Source organism: Gemmiger formicilis, assembly GCF_900167555.1.
GTDB lineage: Bacteria > Bacillota > Clostridia > Oscillospirales > Ruminococcaceae > Gemmiger > Gemmiger formicilis.
Genome location: NZ_FUYF01000015.1, coordinates 13509 through 34558 on the forward strand (window position 1 = coordinate 13509; position 21050 = coordinate 34558).

The 21050-nt window shown below is 59.9% G+C and carries 17 protein-coding genes; 12 read left to right on the forward strand and 5 right to left on the reverse strand.

Annotation, left to right across the window (positions count from 1 at the left end; all coding sequences use genetic code 11):
- Positions 1-146: 146 nt before the first annotated feature.
- Together B5D32_RS11115 and B5D32_RS11120 are read left to right on the forward strand one after the other, a co-directional pair.
- A complete protein-coding gene (locus B5D32_RS11115) occupies positions 147-1607 on the forward strand; it encodes a COG1361 S-layer family protein (protein ID WP_078785098.1) in 1461 nt (486 codons plus the stop codon).
- Positions 1594-3018, forward strand: coding sequence for an ABC transporter permease (locus B5D32_RS11120; RefSeq protein ID WP_078785099.1), 1425 nt, complete (start codon positions 1594-1596; stop codon positions 3016-3018). The genes B5D32_RS11115 and B5D32_RS11120 overlap by 14 nt, the downstream gene beginning before the upstream one ends.
- A 1731-nt stretch (positions 3019-4749) precedes the next feature.
- Here B5D32_RS11120 and jag read toward each other — a convergent pair.
- The 5 genes from jag to rpmH form a co-directional block, all read right to left on the reverse strand.
- Positions 4750-5865, reverse strand: coding sequence for an RNA-binding cell elongation regulator Jag/EloR (jag, locus tag B5D32_RS11125; protein ID WP_078785100.1), 1116 nt, complete (start codon positions 5863-5865; stop codon positions 4750-4752).
- A 183-nt stretch (positions 5866-6048) separates the two neighbouring features.
- The gene (locus tag B5D32_RS11130; RefSeq protein WP_159447032.1) at positions 6049-7071 is read right to left on the reverse strand and encodes a YidC/Oxa1 family membrane protein insertase; all 1023 of its coding nucleotides are present in this window, start codon (positions 7069-7071) and stop codon (positions 6049-6051) included.
- A gap of 249 nt (positions 7072-7320) precedes the next feature.
- The gene (gene yidD, locus B5D32_RS11135) at positions 7321-7584 is read right to left on the reverse strand and encodes a membrane protein insertion efficiency factor YidD (protein ID WP_078785102.1); all 264 of its coding nucleotides are present in this window, start codon (positions 7582-7584) and stop codon (positions 7321-7323) included.
- Positions 7581-7952, reverse strand: a complete 372-nt coding sequence (gene rnpA, locus B5D32_RS11140) for a ribonuclease P protein component (RefSeq protein WP_078785103.1) — start codon at positions 7950-7952, stop codon at positions 7581-7583. The genes yidD and rnpA overlap by 4 nt, the downstream gene beginning before the upstream one ends.
- Before the next feature lie 274 nt (positions 7953-8226).
- Entirely contained in the window at positions 8227-8361 is a 135-nt protein-coding gene (gene rpmH, locus B5D32_RS11145) for a 50S ribosomal protein L34 (protein WP_078785104.1), read from the reverse strand.
- A gap of 407 nt (positions 8362-8768) precedes the next feature.
- Between rpmH and dnaA the strand changes: the two genes are divergently transcribed.
- From dnaA to B5D32_RS11195, 10 genes are all read left to right on the forward strand, one after another.
- Complete coding sequence (gene dnaA / locus B5D32_RS11150) at positions 8769-10091, forward strand: chromosomal replication initiator protein DnaA (RefSeq protein ID WP_078785105.1); 1323 nt, start codon at positions 8769-8771, stop codon at positions 10089-10091.
- 515 nt (positions 10092-10606) lie between these two features.
- Positions 10607-11716 carry a DNA polymerase III subunit beta gene (gene dnaN, locus B5D32_RS11155; RefSeq protein ID WP_078785106.1) on the forward strand — a complete coding sequence of 370 codons (1110 nt, stop codon included), beginning with the start codon at positions 10607-10609 and terminating at the stop codon, positions 11714-11716.
- 132 nt (positions 11717-11848) lie between these two features.
- Positions 11849-12064 (forward strand): RNA-binding S4 domain-containing protein, encoded by a 216-nt coding sequence (locus B5D32_RS11160; RefSeq protein WP_078785107.1) that lies wholly within the window; start codon positions 11849-11851, stop codon positions 12062-12064.
- Positions 12064-13158, forward strand: coding sequence for a DNA replication/repair protein RecF (gene recF / locus B5D32_RS11165; RefSeq protein ID WP_078785108.1), 1095 nt, complete (start codon positions 12064-12066; stop codon positions 13156-13158). The genes B5D32_RS11160 and recF overlap by 1 nt, the downstream gene beginning before the upstream one ends.
- A 30-nt stretch (positions 13159-13188) precedes the next feature.
- Positions 13189-13458 (forward strand): extracellular matrix regulator RemB, encoded by a 270-nt coding sequence (remB, locus tag B5D32_RS11170; RefSeq protein ID WP_242943449.1) that lies wholly within the window; start codon positions 13189-13191, stop codon positions 13456-13458.
- A 159-nt stretch (positions 13459-13617) separates the two neighbouring features.
- A complete protein-coding gene (gene gyrB, locus B5D32_RS11175; RefSeq protein ID WP_078785109.1) occupies positions 13618-15600 on the forward strand; it encodes a DNA topoisomerase (ATP-hydrolyzing) subunit B in 1983 nt (660 codons plus the stop codon).
- A 26-nt stretch (positions 15601-15626) separates the two neighbouring features.
- The gene (locus tag B5D32_RS11180; protein WP_078785110.1) at positions 15627-16124 is read left to right on the forward strand and encodes a transposase; all 498 of its coding nucleotides are present in this window, start codon (positions 15627-15629) and stop codon (positions 16122-16124) included.
- 36 nt (positions 16125-16160) lie between these two features.
- Positions 16161-18740: a DNA gyrase subunit A gene (gene gyrA, locus B5D32_RS11185; RefSeq protein ID WP_078785111.1), complete on the forward strand. Its 2580-nt coding sequence runs from the start codon at positions 16161-16163 to the stop codon at positions 18738-18740.
- Positions 18741-19121: 381 nt separating this feature from the next.
- Entirely contained in the window at positions 19122-20513 is a 1392-nt protein-coding gene (gene mnmE / locus B5D32_RS11190; RefSeq protein WP_078785112.1) for a tRNA uridine-5-carboxymethylaminomethyl(34) synthesis GTPase MnmE, read from the forward strand.
- A gap of 104 nt (positions 20514-20617) precedes the next feature.
- On the forward strand, positions 20618-20977 hold the full coding sequence (locus tag B5D32_RS11195) for a four helix bundle protein (RefSeq protein ID WP_338108543.1): 360 nt from the start codon (positions 20618-20620) through the stop codon (positions 20975-20977).
- Positions 20978-21050 lie beyond the last annotated feature (73 nt).

Consider the following 21050-nt stretch of genomic DNA (forward strand, 5'->3'; position numbering starts at 1 on the left):
ACCGAGGGCGGTTGAGGGGCGTGTTTCCGCCGCGGCCCGCTCACGGAGCCGCCACACAAGCTCTCCCCTCATCAGCCGCCTGCGGGCGGCAGCTTCCCCCCAGGGGGAAGCCTTGGGGTTATAAAATTTGGAGGTACAAACCAACCATGAAACGCCTATTTTCCCTGCTGACCGCCTTTGCTCTGGCGGCGGCGCTGTGTGCGCCGGTTATGGCAGACGACGTCATCACACCGGATGTCACCGACCCCACCCCCACGCCGACGGCGGCCATTGACACGACCAGCTCCGACGGCGTCTACGTCTCCGCCTACTCCGTCACCGACACTGCGGGCGGCGAGGTCACCACCGTGCAGGTCGGTGACAAGATCAACATCGTGCTCAAGGTCGTGGACCACGCCTCGGCGCGGTACTGCGTCAAGCCGGAGGAGATCTCCGCGCGCATCAACTCCGCCGTGTTCACCTACACCGGCACCGGCGAGATCGGTCAGCTGTTCGACAGCAACGACGACCCCAACGCCACCCGCCTGCAGAACGTCCGCAACGGCTCGGCCTCGCCGGAGGAGGTTGCGGCGAACGCGCAGTACAATTATTACAGCTACGTCATTTTGTTCCGCGACGTCATCTACAACGGCGGCGGCAACACGCTGCCCATCAACCTGTCCTATCTGGACACCGCCAAGCCGCTGCAGCAGTTCAGCGTCACGCTGGGCCAGTGCGTGGACAAGGACCAGACGACCTCGCCCAACCTGCTCGTGCGCACCTCCAGCTACGGCGACAGCGTCACCGCAGGGCAGGCGTTCGACCTCTCCCTCGGCCTCTACGCCACCGACGGCAATGAGAACCTCGACGACGTCATCGTCTCGCTGACGCTGCCCGAGAACATCTCCCTGAACGGCGGCAGCCTGTCCAGCTACCTCGGCACCATCTGCCCCAAGCAGACCCGGGACGTCACGTTCCAGGTCATGCCCGCCTCCGGCTTTACCGGCACGGTGGCCAGCATCACCGTCAACATGACCGGCACCGGCTCTGTCACCGGCAAGGAGGTCAGCGGCACCACGACGATTTCCGTGCCCGTCAGCCAGCCCGACCGCTTTGAGGTCGGCCAGCTTGAGCTGTCCGGCGACACGATCTATGTCGGCGACACCGGCAGCGTCTCCCTCTCCTACGTCAACAAGGGCAAGAACCCCGTCAGCAATCTGGAAGCCCGTCTGACCGGCACGAATCTAGGTGCGGGCGGCTACCAGTACCTCGGCAACCTGGCCGCCGGCACCGAGGGCAGCGTGGACTTCGACATCGTCCCCGATGCCGCGGGCACGGTCAGCGGCATCATCACGCTGAACTACGAGGATGCCTCCGGCAACCCGCAGACCATCTCGAAGGACTTCTCTGTCAGTGCCGAGGAGATGAACATGGACGACTTCAACTATGACCCGTCGATGGACGACGTCGAGCCCGAGCAGACCGGTATGCCGGTCTGGGCGTGGGTGCTCATCGGTGTCTGCGGCGCAGTGGTCGTGATCGTGGTCATCGTGGTCGTGGTACGCAAGCGCAAAAAGGCCAAGGCACTGGCCGCGCTGGAAGCAGAGGACAGCGATGAAGATCTCTGATGAAATCAGCCTGTCGGCGCGCAACCTGCTGCGCCGCAAGGGCCGCACGGCGCTGACGCTCGTCGGCGTCGTCATCGGCACCTGCATGGTCGTGCTGATGATCTCGCTGGGCATTGCCCAGACCAAAACCAACGAGGAGATGCTGCAAAGCTGGGGCGACCTGACCCAGGTGCAGATCTACGGCTACGGCACGATGGTCGGCAGCGACGGCAAGCCGCTGTATCTGGACGACGCGGCCATCGCCAACATCAAGCAGATCCCCCACGTGGCGGCGGCCACGCCCTACGCGCAGGCGTATAATCTGGAGGGCACCATCACGGCGGGCCGCAATGACCGCTACACGATGGAAATTTACAATTTGATCGGCATCGACCCCACCGCACTGGAGCCGATGGGCTTCGCCCTGCAGAGCGGCAGCTGGCTCACGAACACCCCCGCCAGCGAGAAGGCGGCGAAATTGCAGATTTTGGTCGGCGGGTCCACCGGGTATGAGTTTCAGGACTCGCGCAAGAGCCCCAACAGCCCCAAGCGCTACCGCTGGCAGGGCCAGACCGATGCCAACGGCAAGGAGCTGCCGCCCTTTGTGGACATCGACAAGGATAAGATGACCCTGACCATCCGGACCGGCGAGGGCTCCACCGAAAAGACCCGCAGCTGGGAGCTGGAGGTCGTGGGCGTGCTGGAGCCGGACGGTGCCAAGGGCTACTGGACTCAGAGCGGCATTGTGCTGCGCATTCAGGACATGAAGATGCTGCAAAAGGTCTACAACGACATGACCAAAACCAAGACCGAGGAAAAGAGCTACGAGCAGGTCTACGTCAAGGTCGATGACCTGAAGAACGTCACCGACGTTGAGACGGCCATCCACGAGCTGGGCTTCACCAACACCTACTCGATGAACCAGCAGCGCGAGGAGATGCAGCAGCAGGTCATAAAAAGCCAGATGATCTTCGGCGGCATCGCGGCGGTCTCACTGTTTGTGGCGGCCATCAACATCATCAACACCATGACGATGGCCATCTATGAGCGCACCCGGGAGATTGGCGTCATGAAGGTGCTGGGCTGTGAGCTGGGCAGCATCCGCACGATGTTCCTGCTGGAAAGCTCGACCATCGGGTTTATCGGCGGGCTGATCGGCGTAGCGTTCAGCCTGCTGGCCAGCTTTGTGCTGAACAACCTTTCCACAATTTTAGCGGCGTTCGGTCAGGGCGGCGGGTTGGACCTGTCCGGCATGATGGGCGGCGGGTACTACTACATGGACGGGGGCGGCAGCGCAGCCATTTCGATCATCCCGCCCTGGCTCATGCTGGCGGCGCTGGTATTCGCCACGCTGGTGGGGCTGGTAGCCGGTATCCTGCCCGCAAACAAGGCGGTCAGGATCAGTGCACTGGAAGCCATCCGGCACGATTAAGCGCTTATATGCTTATATAAAGAACCGAGGCAGTCCCGGGAAAAGGGATCGCCTCGGTTTTTTTGTCGCCGTTCCCGCACCGCCGCGCGGCGGGGGCGGGCACTCGTTGATGGGTCGGTTCGTAGGGAGGGGTCTTGACCCCTCCGTGGGCGTTTATGGACGGCATGGGGCTTGCCCACCGCCGCGCGGTAGGGGCCGGGCATGCCCGGCCCGGGGGGTGTCCCGGGGATGGGCGGCGGCAGAAGGTTTCCGGGGCGTCGAGGACGCCGCCCCCTACGTGGGTGGCTGCCCGTTGACGGGCGGCTGCGCAAACTTGCGGCGGGGTGCGGGCACCCCGCCCTACGGATGTAATTCACGTAATCGCTGATGGGTCAGTCCGTAGGGAGGGGTCTTGACCCCTCCGCGGGCGTTTATGGACGGCATGGGGCTTGCCCACCGCCGCGCGGTAGGGGCCGGGCATGCCCGGCCCGGAGGTTTTCCCGGGGATGGGCGGTGACGGGAGGTTTCCGGGGCGTCGGGGACGCCGCCCCCTACGTGGGTGGCTGCCCGTTGACGTGTGGCCGCGCGAACTTGCGGCGGGGTGTGGGCACCCCGCCCTACGGATGTAATTCACGTAAGCGCTGATGGGTCGGTCCGTAGGGAGGGGTCTTGACCCCTCCGTGGGCGTTTATGGACGGCATGGGGTTTGCCCGCCGCCGCGCGGTAGGGGCCGGGCATGCCCGGCCCGGGGGTTTTCCCGGGGATGGGCGGCGGCAGAAGGTTTCCGGGCGTCGGGGACGCCGCCCCCTACGTGGGTGGCTGCCCGTTGACGTGTGGCCGCGCGAACTTGCGGCGGGGTGCGGGCACTCGTTGATGGGGCGGTCCGTAGGGAGGGGTCTTGACCCCTCCGTGGGCGTTTACGGACGGCATGGGGCTTGCCCACCGCCGCGCGGTAGGGGCCGGGCATGCCCGGCCCGGGGGTTTTCCCGGGGATGGGCGGCGATAGGAGGTTTCCGGGGCGTCGGGGACGCCGCCCCCTACGTGGGTGGCTGCCCGTTGACGGGTACCCGCGCGAACTTGCGGCGGGGTGTGGGCACCCCGCCCTACTGATGTAATTCACGTAAGCGCTGTAGGGGCGGCATATATGCCGCCCGCGAGTTTATGCGGGATGCCGTTCTCCGGTTGTTGTTTTTCTTTCAACATTGGGCTGGCCATACGGTTGAAAATGTATCCTCGTTGCCGGGCATGGACGTTTGATAACCGACTGCATCCCACTTTGTTTTCGGTACGGCTACATCTGTGTTTTTAACAACATTTCGGACTTTTCCACCGCGGGGTTCTACAACTATAGGCAGTTTTCAACATTTTCAACAGGAAAATAAGGTCTGCAGAGAGCCTTTCGCAAAAAGTTCCGCTCGTTTTCTGCGAAACACCGTTATTTTATAGTTTTCCACAGTTTTCACGAGTTTTCCACAGGGAAAACCCCGGGAAACGGTGGAAAACCGGTTTTCCTGTGGAAAAGGGGTACCTGTAGGGGTGCCGGGCCGTGGTTACGCCTATATCTTGTTTACAAACGGTTCATTTTTGCCCCATGTATAGCCGGTTGTGAACGGTGGAAAAATAAGAGTTTTCAACATCACTGTGGAAAACGATGTGGAAAGAGTTTAGCGGGGGAACAAGAGACTGCTCGCTCGCATAAAAACCAAAAAGCAGCTGCCCGCACAGGAGCAGCTGCTTTTTCAACACTGTTGTTTAAAACTCGATCTTACCGAAGGCGAAATCGTCACCGTCGTGGATGCGCTCGGTGGTCTTGGGTGCCATCGGCTTGGCTGCGGGGTCGCGCGGGGCATCCGCAAACTCGCGGGCGGGCACGCTGGAGCGCGGGCCGCCGTAGCGGGGGCCACCACGGTTGTCGCGGCGGGGACCACCACCGTAGCGGGGGCCTCTGCCGCCCTCACGCGGGCCGCGGGGGCCGCGTCCGCCGCGGTTGTCACGGCGGGGACCGCGGCCACCGTCACGGCGTCCGCCGCGCTGGTTGCGGGCGTTGTCGCGGTCAGGCAGGTTGCAGGCATCGGGGTCGGTGGAGTACAGCACCACATGGCGGGCCGGGCCGTCGCCCTTGCTCTCGCTGCGCACACCGTCGATCTCGGCGATGGCCGTGTGGATGATGTGGCGCTCGTAGGGGTTCATCGGCTCCATCTCATAGTAGCAGCCCGTGCGGATGACGCGGTCTGCAATGCGCCTGGCAAGGGCAGAGAGGTCGTCCTCGCGCTTGTTGCGGTAGCCGCCGACATCCAGGCCCAGCTTGACGTAAGGGCCCTCCATGCGGTTCACAACGAGGCTGGCGAGGTAGGACAGGGACTCCATCGTCTCGCCGCGGCGTCCGATCAGCGCGCCCATGTGCTCGCCGGAGACCTTCAGGACCGTGGCAGCGCCCTTCTTGACAGCGGTGAAGGTGAAGTTTTCCACACCCATCAGGTTGAAGATCGGGGTCAGGTAGTCAACGGCGGCCTGCAGGCGCGGGTCGGCGTCGATGTCAAGGGGAACCTCGACTTCCTCACCGGGGACGGGGGCCAACTCGGCCTCCTCGACCATATCCTCGACGACCTCCTTCTGGATTTCAGGGGCGGTCTCGTCAGAGATTTCAACAACCTCGGCGGGCTTTGTGGAAACTTCAGCCGGCTTTTCCGCCTCGGGCTCCTCGACCTTCACGAGGACCTTGGCGGGGATGGTCTTAAACAGCTTGCGGGTGGGGAATTCGAGGACTTCGTAGCTTACGTTGATGTCATCACGGTCAACGCCGAGAGCCTCGCAGGCGGCCTGTACGGCGGCCTCAACGGTCTTGGCGCTCATTTCCATACTGCGCATAGGGGGAACCTCCTTCTTATTTCTTATCGTTACGTTCATCACAACGGGGAGCGGGGCGGGCGCATATAGAATGCGCCCCTACGGCGGCAGGGGATACACTCCCTCACAGCCGCCAACGGCGCGGGCGAGCAATGCTCGCCCCTACAGTCTCTGCAACGGGAGCGCACCTCTTTTGCCGTGTAATCAATCCTTATTCAGTGGGGTGGTGCGCTCGTCCTTGTAGAGTTCGGCCTCGCGCTGGCGGGCCATCTCCAGGCGCAGCTTGTTGGCCTCGCCCAGGGTGACCTCTTTTTCGACCTGCTTACCGTTCTGCTCGACGGTGACGGTGCGCTTTTTCTTCTTCTCGGCGCGCTTGGCGGCAAGCTCGGCCTCATACTGGGCCTTGAACTTCTCGGGGCTGTAGATCTTGTAGGTCACGTAGGACTGGAAGATCTGGACCACGTTGGACACGCCGTAGTACAGGGAGAAGCCGACGGGGGCATTGAAGCAGAACGTGACGAACATCAGGTTCATGACGAGCATCATGACCTTCATGCTGCCCTGCATCTGGGCATCCATGCCGGAGAGCTTCTGGGTGATGAAGTAGCTGACGAACATCGTGACCGTGGCGATGGCCGGGAAGATGGCGATGGGGGTCAGGTGGAAGCCGGGCACATCGCACATATCCATGCCGAAGAAGGAGGTGTTGAAGTTCTGGATCTCGGCCACAACGCTGGCGGAGATGATGGACGGGTCGATGGACGCGCCGTTGTGGATGGCCTGGATCAGCGCGGTCTGCATCGTGGAGGTGTTGGTCGTGGCCAGGCCGATGGCCTCGCACGCGGCCTTGACGGCGGCGTTATCAACGCCGAAGATGTAGTGTACGGGGTAGTACACAACGCCCAGGAAGCCGAACAGGACCAGCATCGTCAGCAGCATGGGCATGCAGCCGCCCATGGGGTTGTAGCCGTGCTCCTGCTGGAGCTTCATCAGCTCCTCCTGCTGCTTCTGGGGGTCGTTCTTGTACTTCTGCTGGATCTCGGTGATCAGCGGCTGGAACACGGACATCTTGGCCGTGGACTTCTGCTGATGGATGCTCAGGGGGAACAGCAGCAGCTTGAGGATGAGGGTGGCAACGATCATGGTTGCCGCGTAGTTGCCGATGAAGCTGTACAGGATCTTCACCAGCGGGCCGATCAATACGGCCAGGAAATACATAAAAGACATAGCCTTTCCTTCTGCCCCGTCTGCGCCCGGGACCTTTATTTTTATGTAGGTCTCTGCTGCGCAGTGCAAAGACATGAGAGGCGATGTTGTGGAGATAATAGATAATAAAATTGGTGGGTCGCGGTGCCGGCGCACCGCTCAAAAATCTCTGCCGCCGTAGGGGCGCATTCTATATGCGCCCGTGCAGCTTCCGGCAGGTGCCGCGGGCGGATATGGAATCCGCCCCTACGGTATGTTTTTTGTTATCTTTTATCTATTATCTTTCGTCAGCCTTCGCTCCGGGTTGACCCACTTACCCTTTTCGGGTACCGGGTCATAGCCGAATTTTGCAAAGGGCTGGCATCTTAAAAGACGCCACACCGTTAAAATTAGACCCTTTACAAGGCCGTGTACGGCGAGCGCCTGCATGGCGTATTCACTGCAGGTTGGTATGAACCGGCAGTGATGCCCGAGGTGCGGACTGATATATTTTTTGTAGCCGCGCAAAAGCGCGATGAGAAGGCGTGCGATCATTGCGGGGCCGTCTCGGGCCCGGGGGCCGGGGCGGCCATGTCGGGCAGACCGGCCTTTGCAAACAGCTTGCCCAGCGTTTTGCTCAGCTGGGTGCTTTTCAGGCGGGGGGTCTGGCCGCGGGCGACCAGGATGATGTCATACCCGCCGATGTTCTGGGCCAGGTGCTCCGACAAAGCGGCGCGCATGACGCGGCGGGCGCGGTTGCGCTGCACGGCATGGCCGACCTTTTTGGTGGCCGTCAGCCCGATGCGGGTATAGCCCAGCCGGTTTTTGGCCACATACAAAACGCAGTGCGGATGCACATAGCTTTTGCCCCGGCCATACACCCGGTTGAACTGCCAGTTTTTATCTAAAGTGCGGTAACGCATAGTAGTATCCTCCCAAGGCTTCTCCCTCGGGAGAAGCTGCCGCCCGCAGGCGGCTGATGAGGGCAAACCTTTCGGTCAAAACCCATTTGCGGGAAATATCCGGAAGGTTTTCCCTCATCCGTCCGTGGTCGGGGCCACGGACACCTTCCCCAAGGGGAAGGCATTCCTACACATATATTATAATGAATCCCGGCTTCTGTAAAGCCATATTTGAAAAAAGGGCTGCCGATTTTACAATCAGCAACCCTTTTGTTCACTTAATTCTCTGAAGTTATCAGACAGTCAGGCTCTTACGGCCCTTCGCACGGCGGCGGGCGATGACCTTGCGGCCATTCTTGGTAGCCATGCGGTTCAGGAAACCGTGGACGCGGCTGCGCTGACGCTTCTTGGGCTGGAAAGTACGCTTCATTTTTCATTCCTCCTGTTGAAATCCCGGTATGGGCTGTTTGCTCAGGGCTTCGCCCATACACTGGGGCAGCCTTGCAGAGTTAGATTATACGCGATTTACCCCCACTTTGTCAAGGGGGTTTGGGCAGAATTTTTCGCTCCCGCGTCAAAGAATTGGAGCTACAGAGAGTTATCCACTACATTTTGTACTATTTACTGTTGAAAATTGCATCTGTTGTGGAAAACTTTTATTTTTCTTTGCTCCGCGGAAAAATTTTCAACAATTCCGGCGTATAAAAAAATTCCTACTTTATTATATATAGGTGTTGTTTAAAACCCGGTTTTGTGGTATACTGTATTTAGTATTTTTGCGCCCTGTTTGGATATGGGGCGTTTACTTATAACAGGAAGTGGGGAGTATCGAGAATCATGGATTCCTTCAATGATGTAATGGACGCCGTCAAGGCGTACTGCAAAGGACGAGTATCCGATGCATCATACAGAGTTTTCATCCAGGACCTCAATCTGCTGAATTTTGAGGGCACGAACATCATCATCCTGGAGGTTCCCAACGACGTCGTCATGCGGTTTGCGGCGGCGCGCTATGCCGATCTGCTCAAGGAGGCGTTTGCCTCGATCCTCGGCTTTGAGGTGGAGCTGAAGTTTGTGCTGGCCGCGCCCGCACCGGACGGCGGCAAGGCTGCCGAGAAGCCGAAGCTGGACGAGAACGACCTGCCCAGCGGGCGGTACGAGTTCACGTTCGAGAACTTCATCAAGGGGCCGTCGAACCAGTTTGCGTTTGCCGCCGCGCAGGCCGTGGCCGCGAACCCCTCCGGCGCGTACAACCCGCTGTTCATTTACGGGCCGTCGGGTCTGGGCAAGACGCACCTGCTGAACGCCATCAAAATTGAGATCCAGAAGAATCACCCGGATTTCAACATTGTCTACGTGGATTGTGAAAAATTCACGAACGAGACGATCACCGCCATCAAGACGGCAACGATGGAGCAGTTCCGCCAGCGCTACCGCAAGGCGGACGTGCTTTTGATCGACGACATCCAGTTCCTGGCCGGCAAGGAGAGCACGCAGGAGGAGTTTTTCCACACCTTCAACACGCTGCACAACGATGGCCGCCAGATCGTCATCGCGTCGGACCGCCCCGCGAAGGAGATCAAATCCCTGGAGGAGCGTCTGCGCACCCGGTTTGAGTGGGGCCTGACCGCCGACATCCAGCCGCCGGATTTTGAAACGCGCGTTGCCATCGTCAAGCGCAAGGCCGAGCTGTTGAATCTGGACCTGCCGAACGACGTGGCCGAGTACATTGCGAACCACTTAAAGCAGAACATCCGCCAGCTGGAGGGCGCGGTCAAAAAGCTGAACGCCTACTATCTGCTGGAGGGCATCGAGCCGTGCATCGGCGTAACGACGACGGCGATCAAGGACACGCTGAACGACAGCCAGCCGATCCCGGTCACGATCGAGAAGATCCTGAACGAGGTCGCGCGCACCTACAATGTGATGCCGTCGGACATCCGCGGCAAGAAGCGCAATGCGAATGTGAGCGCGGCGCGGCAGATGACGATGTACATTATCCGCGAGGTGACCGGCATGAGCATGGAGGCCATCGGGCAGGAGTTCCAGCGCGATCATTCCACGGTGGTGTATTCCATCAAAACGATGGAGGAAAACATCAAGCGCGACCAGCACCTGAAAGAGATGTGCAGCGACATCATGAAAAACGTCCGCACCTGAGTTACTTTCTTGAAAGACCTACTTTCTTGAAAGAAAGTAGGCAAAGAACTTTCAATATTTTATCCCGGGGACGGGATTTGGGATGGACTTTACGCAGCATCGCACATTTTCACCCGAGCATCTGGAATTTCTTTGGTTCTTTCTTTGCAAAGAAAGAACACCCCGTTTTTCAACAAAGTTTTCAGTTATCAACAGCGCGTATTCCACGGCGCTTGTTGAAAAAAGGCGTTTTCCGGGTTTTCCACAGAAAAGTCCACAGACTGTTCAAAACAATACACCCGCGATTTTCCGCGGCGCAATCGGGTCCCGCGGAGTTTTCCACCAAACTAACACCCCCTACTACGACTACTACCATAGTTTAATAGTTTCTGCGAACGGAACCGCAAAATACACTTCCTCACACCTACAAAACACCGCTCCAGCTGTGGAAAACAGAAGGAGCACCCTTTATAGAGACCGCTGAACGTTTTTTGCCGAGGCTTTTTTCCAAAAAAGCCGGAGAAAGAGATAGAAACATGAAATTTGAATGCGAAAAAACACTGCTGGCCAGCGCCATCGACGGCGTTTCCCGCGCGATCACGAACCGCGCCGCCATCCCCGTGCTGGAAGGTATCTACATGAAGGCCGAGGGCTTTAACCTGACGCTGACCGGCTACGATATGGAAATGGGCATCACGACCACGATTGAATGCAACGTTCTTGTACCAGGTGAAACCGTACTTGACGCAAAACTGCTGAGCGCCATGGTCAACCGTATGCCTGCGGGCGATGTCTGCATTGAGCTGAACGACGAGGGCCAGGCAAAAATCAGCGGCGGTGTGGCAGAATTTGAGATCCCCGCGCTGAACGCCAGCGATTATCCGAGCCTGCCCGTGACCGGCGCCGACAATACGATGACCGTCAAGTGCGGCATGCTGCGCGAGATGATCGAGAAAACCATCTATGCTGTCAGCCAGGACGACAAAAAGCCCGCCCACACCGGCGAGCTGTTCGTCATTGAGCCGGGCAGCCTGACGATTGTGGCCCTGGACGGCTACCGGCTGGCCATTATCCAGCGCGAAGTCGAGTGTACCCGCGACATCCGCATCATCATCCCCGCCAAGACACTGCAGGAGCTGCTGAAAATTATGGGCGGCGCGGACGACGACGTGAAGATCGACGCGAACCGCCGCTATGTCGTGTTTACCTCCAACGGCTATACGATCATGAGCCGCCTGATCGAGGGCGACTTCCTCAACTATGAGAGCGTCATCCCGAAGGACAAAAAAACACGTGTTACCGTTGAATGCAAGAACTTCATCGACACGATCGAGCGTGCGTCGCTCATTATTACCGAGCGTTTGAAGAACCCGCTGCGCATCTCCTTTGCCGAGGATCGCGTGACGGTCCGCTGCCAGACGCCGCTGGGCAAGGTCGTGGACGAGTTCGCGCCGGTCTCGATGGAAGGCGACGCGGTAGAAATCGGCTTCAACAACCGGTATCTGCTGGATGCACTGCGCTTCTCGAAGTGTGAGAAGATGGTGCTGGAAATCAACGGCCCCTTAAGCCCCGTCAAGCTCCTGCCCGAGGACGGCAAGGACTTTATCTATCTGGTGCTGCCGGTACGGTTCAAGAACGAGGGCTAAAAACTACGCTGCTCCGTAGAGGCCGGGCATGCCCGGCCCGCAACATAAAAAGGCTTGCCCGTTGCCGGGCAGTTGCCGCAAGGCCGCGGGCCGGACATGTCCGGCCCCTGCCGCTGCAATAGAAGGAATTGTATGGAAAAGATTCGTATCACCACCGAGTTTATCAAGCTGGATGCGCTGCTCAAGTTCGCCGGTCTGTGCGAGACGGGCGGCGAGGCGAAGGAGCTGATCCAGGGCGGGGCCGTTAAGGTCAACGGCGAGGTCTGCACGATGCGCGGCAAAAAGTGCCGCGCAGGGGATACCGTGGAGCTGGACGGCCAGACCGTGCAGATCGCGGAGGGCGCGTAATGCGCTTAACGCACTTAGAAGTAACGGATCACCGCAATATTGCCCACGCAGAGCTGCACCCAGACCCGCACCTGACCGTGCTGTGCGGCCCGAACGGCCAGGGCAAGACGAACCTGCTGGAGGCTATTTGGCTGCTGACCGGCGGCAAGAGCTTCCGCGGGTCAAAGGACGCGGAGCTTATCAAGCGCGGCTGTGACTTTTCGGTCATCGAGGGCGCGTTTGAGACACAGGACGTGGAAAAATCCATCCGCCTGACCGTGGGCAGCAGGCAGAGCCAGCGCCCGGGCCGCACCGGCAAATTAAACGGCGCGGACGTTGGGCGCGCGGCGGCGCTGGCGGGGAACTTTCAGGCCGTCGTCTTTGAGCCGGACCTGCTGGGGCTGGTCAAGGGCGGCCCGGACGGGCGGCGGCGGTTTATGGATTCCGCACTGTGCCAGGTCTACCGGCCCTACCTTGTGGCGCTGCGGCGGTACATGCGGCTGACGGCCCAGAAGAACGCCCTGCTGAAAAGCTACGATATTACGCCAAACGGCAATATGCTGCTGGACACCTACGACGAGCAGCTGGCCGAGTACGGCGCGCTCATCATGGAGCACCGCTGCAAGTTTCTGGCGGCGGCGGCTCCCATCGCCGCGCAGAATTATAAGGACATCTCCCACGGTGCCGAGGTGCTGGCGCTGAACTACCAGATGTGCACCGCGGCCCCCACCGCCGCGGCGCTGACCGAAAAGATGCGGGCCATGCGCAGTGCCGAGCTGCGCGCCGGGTTCTGCCTGGCCGGGCCGCACCGCGAGGATCTGGAAATTTTGCTGGACGGCCAGCCCGCCCGGGTGTTTGGCAGTCAGGGCCAGCAGCGCAGCTGCGTGCTGGCAATGAAGCTGGCCGAGGCGACAGTGGTCGGTGATTTGTTCGGTGAGCACCCGGTTTTGCTGCTGGACGACGTTTTGAGCGAGCTGGACGATGAGCGCCAGACCTACCTTTTGACCCGCATGGGCGAGCACCAGACGATTGTGACCACCTGCGACACCGCCGCTTTTGCGCGTACCAATGGAAAAATTGTGATGGTGAAGGGCGGAGTGGTCGAAGAAGCGTAGGGGCCGGGCATGCCCGGCCCCTACAGGGAGGTGCAGGATTTGTACTTTCACGCAGGCCAGGACTTTGTCCTGAATACCCGGGATGTGATCGGGGTGTTTGATCTGGACACAGCCGGGGCGTCGCGGCGAACGGAGGAATACTTCCGCCACGTCGAGAGCGAGGGCGCCGTCGTGGACCTCTGCGCCCCGGGCACGCTGCCCAAGAGCTTTCTTGTCACCGATTTCCCCGACGAGACCATTTATATCAGTCAGTTATCGCCCGCCGCGCTGAAAAAAAGAGCGGAGAGGCTGGAATTTTAAGAGTTACAGCTGCTGTTTATCTTGCTTTGTAGGGAGGGGTCTTGACCCCTCCGCAGACAGGCAGCCGCGTAAACACGGAGGGGTCAAGACCCCTCCCTACAGAACATCCGAAAACGGGATGTATAGAGATACCCACCCACAACAGGAGGCTATCATTTCATGGCAGAAGAAATCATCACCGAAACCAACCGCGAGACGGCTACCGACCATGCCTACGGCGGTGCGCAGATCCAGGTCCTCGAGGGTCTGGAGGCTGTGCGCAAGCGCCCCGGCATGTATATCGGCTCCACCGGGCCTTCCGGCCTGCATCATCTGGTCTATGAGATCGTCGATAACGCCATCGACGAGGCACTGGCCGGATACTGCACCCATATTGAAGTGACCATCAAGCCCGGCAACATCATTGAGGTCTCGGACAACGGACGCGGCATCCCCGTGGACATCCAGCCCAAGCTGGGCATCCCGGCTGTGACCGTCGTCTACACCGTGCTGCACGCCGGCGGCAAGTTCGGCGGCGAGGACTCCGGCTATAAAGTGGCCGGCGGTCTGCACGGCGTCGGCGCATCCGTCGTAAACGCCCTGTCCGAGTGGCTGACCGTCCGCGTGCGCCGCGACGGGGCCGAGTATGAGCAGAGCTTCAAGCGCGGCAAGCCGGACGGCGACCTGAAAAAAATCGGCGCGGCGGCTTCTACCGGAACGACAGTCACCTTTAAGCCCGACCCGGAGATGTTCCAGGAAACGACGCTCTATCGCTATGAAACGCTGCTCAAGCGGCTGCGCGAGGAAGCGTTCCTGAACGCCGGTGTCAAGATCACCCTGACCGACGAGCGCCCCGACGCAGACCGCCCCCAGGACGAGCAGTCCGGCGAGATGCGCACCGAGACGATGTGCTATGAGGGCGGCATCCGCTCCTTCGTCAGCTACCTGTGCGAGCGCCGCGACTTGACGCCGCTGCACCCGCAGGTCATGTATATGAAGGGCGAGGGCCAGGGCGCTGTGGCCGAGGTCGCACTGCAATACTACGACAACAGCTACAACGAGCTGCTTTTGAGCTTTGCCAACAACGTCCACACCCCCGAAGGCGGCACCCACGAGGAGGGCTTTAAGCTGGCCCTGACCCGCGTGCTGAACGAATATGGACGTGCCAAGGGCATTTTGAAGGACAAGGACGAGAACCTGTCCGGCCCAGACGCCCGCGAGGGCATCATTGCCGTCGTCAGCGTGAAATTGCAGGAGGCGCAGTTTGAAGGCCAGACGAAGGCGAAGCTGGGCAACACCTTCATCAAGGGCCTGGTCAACAATGTGGTTTACAAGGCGCTGACCGAGTTCTTTGAGGAAAACCCCGCCGTCGCGAAGGCGATTCTGGAAAAAGCGACCCAGGCCGCCCGCGCCCGCGCCGCCGCCAAGAAGGCCCGCGAGCTGGTGCGCCGCAAGAGCGCGCTGGAATCCAACCGTATGCCCGGCAAGCTGGCCGACTGCCACGAAAAAGACCCCTCCAAGACCGAACTGTTCATCGTGGAGGGCGATTCTGCAGGCGGCTCGGCCAAGATGGGCCGTGACTCCAACATTCAGGCCATCCTGCCTCTGTGGGGCAAGATGCTGAACGTCGAAAAGGCCCGCGCAGACCGTATCTACGGCAACGACAAGCTGATGCCCGTCGTGACTGCGCTGGGCACCGGCATCGGCGACGAGTTTGATATCAGCAAAGTCCGCTACCATAAGATCTTCATCATGGCCGATGCCGATGTGGACGGCTCGCATATCTGCACGCTGATGCTGACCTTCTTCTTCCGCTATATGCGCCCGCTGATCGACCACGGCTATGTCTACGTCGCCCAGCCGCCGCTGTTCAAGCTGCAGAAGGGCCAGACCGTCAAGTACGCCTACAACGACGACGAAATGAAGCTGTTGAGCGCCGAAATGCCCGGCGCGAAGGTCAACCGCTACAAAGGTCTGGGCGAGATGAACCCCGACCAGCTGTGGGAGACCACGATGAACCCCGACAACCGCGTCATCGTGCAGATCAAAATCGAGGATGCCGAGCGTGCGGACGAGGCGTTCAGCATCCTGATGGGCGAGCAGGTCGAACCGAGACGGCAGTTTATTGAGAAGAACGCAAAGTACGCGAATTTGGATGTGTGATGTTCCATGTGGAACATTGGTAGTCTATGGACAATGTGTTTCCGAAACGAAAATGGATGCGGCTGCGCAACTATGATTATGCCTCTCAAAAGGTTTATTTCATAACGCTGTGTACGCAAAATCGTGAAAGAATCTTATCTGAGATTGTAGGGAGGGGTCTTGACCCCTCCGTGCGCGCGGAAGTTACGCTGATGCCGTATGGGTCAATTGCTGAACATGATTTGATGGAAATACCAAATCATTTTCCTAATGTGGAAATTTTGAATTATGCCATAATGCCGGATCATCTGCATATCTTATTGGCGCTGGGCTGCCGGGAGGTTGTAGCGGAGGGGTCAAGACCCCTCCCTACAGTGTCAACCATTATAGGGCAATATAAAGCTGGTGTGAGCCGCAAATGTAAGCGTGCAATATGGCAAAAATATTACCACGACCACATCATCCGCAACCAACTCGATTTTGAAGAAACATGGAAATATATCGACAACAACCCGTTGCAATGGGTGTTGGACGGAAAAGCGTAAAGTTTTTGAAACGTAATAAATAGTTAAGGTGATACAATGGAAGAAAACATCATCATGGTGCCGGGGTCCGGTACGAAGGTCATTGTGCGCGATGTGAAGCAGGAGATCGAGACGGCGTTCCTTGACTACTCGATGTCTGTTATCGTGGCGCGCGCTCTGCCCGATGTGCGCGACGGCCTGAAGCCCGTCCACCGCCGCATCCTGTACACGATGCACGAGCGCGGCAACGACCCGCAGCACCCCTACCGCAAATCTGCCGATACCGTCGGTGCGGTGCTGGGCTCGTACCACCCGCACGGCGACGCCTCGGTCTATGATGCCATGGTGCGTCTGGCGCAGGATTTCAGCCTGCGTTACCCGCTTGTGGACGGCCAGGGCAACTTCGGCTCCGTGGACGGCGACCCCCCGGCTGCTTACCGTTACACCGAGGCCCGCATGTCCAAGATGGCCTGCGAGATGCTGACCGACATTGAAAAAGACACCATCGACTGGGACCCCAACTTTGACGAGACCAAGAAGGAGCCCCACGTCCTGCCCAGCCGTTTCCCGAACCTGCTCGTCAACGGCAGCCAGGGTATTGCCGTCGGCATGGCGACGAACATCCCGCCCCACAACCTGCGCGAGATCGTCAACGGCATGGTCGCCCTGATGGACGACCCCGAAATCGACCTGGCCGGGCTGATGGAGTATGTCAAGGGCCCCGACTTCCCGACGGGCGGCATCATCATGGGCCGCAGCGGCATCCGCGCTGCTTACGCCACGGGCCGCGGCAAAATCACGCTGCGGGGCCGTGCCGAGATCATCGAGAAAAAGAACGGGCGCTATGAGATCCTGATTTCGGAAATCCCCTACATGGTCAACAAGACCCGCCTGATCGAGTCCATCGCTGACCTTGTCAAGGATAAGCGCATCGAGGGTATCAGCGACCTGAACGACGAGTCCTCGAGCCGCACCGGCATGAAAATCGTCATTGAGATCAAGAAGGACGCGAACCCCCAGGTCGTGCTGAACCAGCTCTACCGCTTCACCCAGCTGCAGGACACCGTCGGCGTCATCATGCTGGCGCTGGACGACGGCGTGCCCAAGATCATGAGCCTGAAAACCATGATGGAGCGCTATATTGAGTTCCAGATGCAGGTCATCCGCCGCCGCACCGCGTTTGAACTGAAGAAGGCAAAGGAGCGCGAGCACATCCTCGAGGGCCTGCACAAGGCCGTTGACATCGTCGATGAGATCATCGCGACGATCCGCGCCTGCAAGGGCGGCTTTGCCGAAGCGCGGCAGGCCGTCATGGACAACTTCGGCTTTGACGAGCTGCAGGCGGACGCCATTGTCAAGCTGCAATTGGGCCGTCTGGCCGGTCTGGAAATCCTCAAAATCGAGCAGGAGTTGGGAGAGCTGCGCGAGGCCATCGCCGATTACGAGGACATTCTGGCCAACGACGAGCACGTCAAGCGCATCGTCAAGACCGACCTGACCGCGCTGGCCGACAAGTACGGCGACGAGCGCCGCACCTCCATCGAGACCGTCTCCGGCGAGGTCGATATTGAGGACCTGATCCCCGAGGAGACCTGCGTCTTTACGCTGACCCACGAGGGTTACATCAAGCGCACGACGCTGGACACCTACCAGGCACAGAACCGCGGCGGACGCGGCGTGCAGGGCATGACCCAGAAGGACGACGACTTCACCGAGGAACTTTTTGTCGGTTCTACGCATGATTATATGCTGTTTATGACGAACCAGGGCCGCGTCTACCGCCTGAAGGGCTATCAGGTGCCCGAGGGCAGCCGCACGGCCAAGGGCAGCCATATTGTGAACCTGCTGCAACTGCAGGAGGGCGAGAAGGTCACGCTGATGCTGCAGCAGAAGGCCGGCGTGGACGAGGACAACACCTACGCCACGATGGTGACGAAGCAGGGCCTCATCAAGCGCACGCCGCTGTCCCAGTTCCGCAACATCCGCAAGATGGGCCTGATCGCCATCGCGCTGAACGAGGGCGACAGTCTGGTGTGGAGCCACCTGACCAAGGGTGACGACGAGATCATTGTTGCCACCCACGACGGCGCGGCCATCCGCTTTACCGAGGACGGTGCCCGCTCGATGGGGCGTACCGGCCACGGCGTCCGCGTCATCAAGCTGCGCGAGGGCGACTATGTCGTCGGTGCAGGCGTCTGCCGCCCGGGTGCAAACGTGCTGACCATCAGCGAGGAGGGCAAGGGCCGCCGCAGCCGCATTGACGACTACCGCATCACGAAGCGCGGCGGCTTGGGCATCCGCAACTACTCTAACGGCAACGTGGCGGGCATCAAAATCGTGGATGACACCGACGATCTGATACTCATCAGCCAGAACGGCATTCTGATCAGAATCCATGCGGCGGACATCAACGTCCAGAGCCGCTACGGCAGCGGTGTCCGCGTCATGCGCCTGGTCGAGGACGACAAGGTGGCCGTGGTCGCCCGCGTGGACCGCGACAACGACGCCGAGACCGCAAAAATCGAGGATACCGGCGAGACCGACCCGACCCCCGAGGAGCTGGCGGCCATCGAGGCCGAGGAGCTGGCGCAGGAGGCCGCGGAGGACGCAGCCCCCGAGAACGAGACCGAAGAATAAACCAATACAGGGGAGAGGCCGCGGGTCGGCCTCTCCTTTTTTAAAGGCTTCCCCTGAGGGGCTGCGCCCGCAGGCGCGTGTCGGAGCGCAACCGCCGAAGGCGGCTCTTAGCGCGTAGACTGAAGCTGCCGCCAGTTCTAAAGGCTTCCCCTTCGGGGGAAGCTGCCGCCCGCAGGCGGCTGATGAGGGCAAAGTTCGCGTAGCCTCCCTTTTAACGGGCAACCTCCGCAGGCTCTCCCCTCATCCGTCCGCGGGCGGGGCCGCGGACACCTTCCCCCGAGGGGGAAGGCATCACGCCCATGAATTTACTGCACCTACTGGAAAATATCCCTGTTTCATGGTATTCTAAAGTATTCCCATCACAAAAAAGGAGCGCTCCACATGGAACATCTGCACACAACGATCTGCGCACTGGCGACGCCACCGGGCGAGGGCGGCATTGCCACCGTCCGCGTGTCCGGGCCGGACGCCTACGGCATCGTCGGCAAAATCTTTGCGCCGGTGCGGCAGGGGAAAAGCGTGGCCGACGCGAAGGGCTACACCGCCATGCTGGGCCACTACCTGCTGCACGGGGCCGAGATGGACGAGTGCGTGGCGCTGTTTTTCCGCGCACCGCACTCCTACACCGGCGAGGACGTTATTGAGCTGTCCGTCCACGGCGGCACGGCCATGGCGGACGGTTTGTTAGAAGCGCTCATCACCGCGGGCTGCGCGCCTGCCGGACCGGGGGAGTTCACCCGCCGCGCACTGGAAAACGGGCGGATGTCGCTGACGCAGGCCGAGGCCGTGATGGAGGTCATTGCGGCGAACGGGCGGCAGGGGGCTGCGCTGGCAAAATCCGCGCTGGACGGGCGGCTGGCAAAGCGCATCGGTAAGATACAGACCGCGCTGCAAACGCTGAACGCCCACCTGACCGCCTGGGTCGATTACCCCGAGGAGGACGTGCCCGAGCTGTCCGACGCGGCGTTTGTCGGGACGCTGACCGAGCAAAAGGCCGCGCTGGACGCGCTGATCTCCGGCTACAGCGCGGGCGCGGTGCTGCGCCATGGCGTGGACTGTGTGCTGCTGGGGCGGCCCAACGTGGGCAAAAGCACGCTGCTGAACCTGCTGGCCGGGTTTGACCGTGCCATTGTCACGCCCGTGGCCGGTACGACCCGCGATATTGTGGAGCAGGCCGTGCAGCTGGGCAGCGTGCGGCTGAACCTGTTTGACACCGCCGGTGTGCGGGAGGTGGGCGCGGACGGCGACGCCATCGAGGCCGAGGGCATCCGCCGCAGCTGGCGCAAGCTCGACGAGGCCGGGCTGGTGCTGGCCGTGTTCGACGCCGCACAGCCGTTGTCTGATGATGATTTGGAGCTGGCCCGCAGATGTCAGGGCCGCCCGGCCATCGCGGTCTTGAATAAGCAGGACCTGGCGGGGGAGACGGATGTTCCACGTGGAACATTGGAGCCGTATTTTAAGAAGATCGTCCCGATGTGTGCGCGGGATGCCGTCGGCCTGCAGGCCCTGACGGATGCGGTTGCGGATTTGTTAGGCACAGCGCAGCTGGACCCGGAGGCTGCGCAGTTATGCAGTGCCCGCCAATTGGCCGCCGCGACCCGCGCGAGAGATGCGCTGGCGGAAGCGATTGCGGCGCGGCAGAACGGCTTTGGGCTGGACGCCGCCGCGGTGTGTTTGACGGACGCCTTGCAGGCGCTGTTTGATTTGACAGGAGAAAACGCCAGCGACGCAACGATAGAGGAAGTTTTTGAGACGTTCTGTGTGGGCAAGTAAGCCTTCTGTGTGGCAAATAATAAATAAAAAATAATAAATAATAAATATGGTGGAGTTTGCGCCCTTGGGCGCAAACAAAATCCTCTATAATTGGGAGGTTTGCGGTGATACAGAATAATGTACTGCTGGATAAAACGCTGGAATTTTCGGTACGGATCGTGCGAAGCTATCAATACCTTACCAGAGAAAAGCACGAGGAAATCATGGCAAAGCAGCTGCTGCGCAGCGGAACCTCCATTGGGGCAAATGCACACGAGGCTGTGTACGGAACCAGCAAGCAGGACTTTATTGCAAAGCTGCACATTGCTTTAAAAGAGGCATCCGAGACAGAATATTGGCTTATTCTGTTGACCCGAACGGAATACTTGACTACAATACAAAGTGAATCTTTAATGAGCGACTGCTTGGAAATCAAAAAGATACTAATTGCAACACTCAATAAGACAAAGAAGGCAGAAGCGTAAAAACAAAATGCCTTTAAAGAAAGTTGCAAACGCATTTTAAAATTGCGCGCGCGGCGCGCAAACCACATTTATT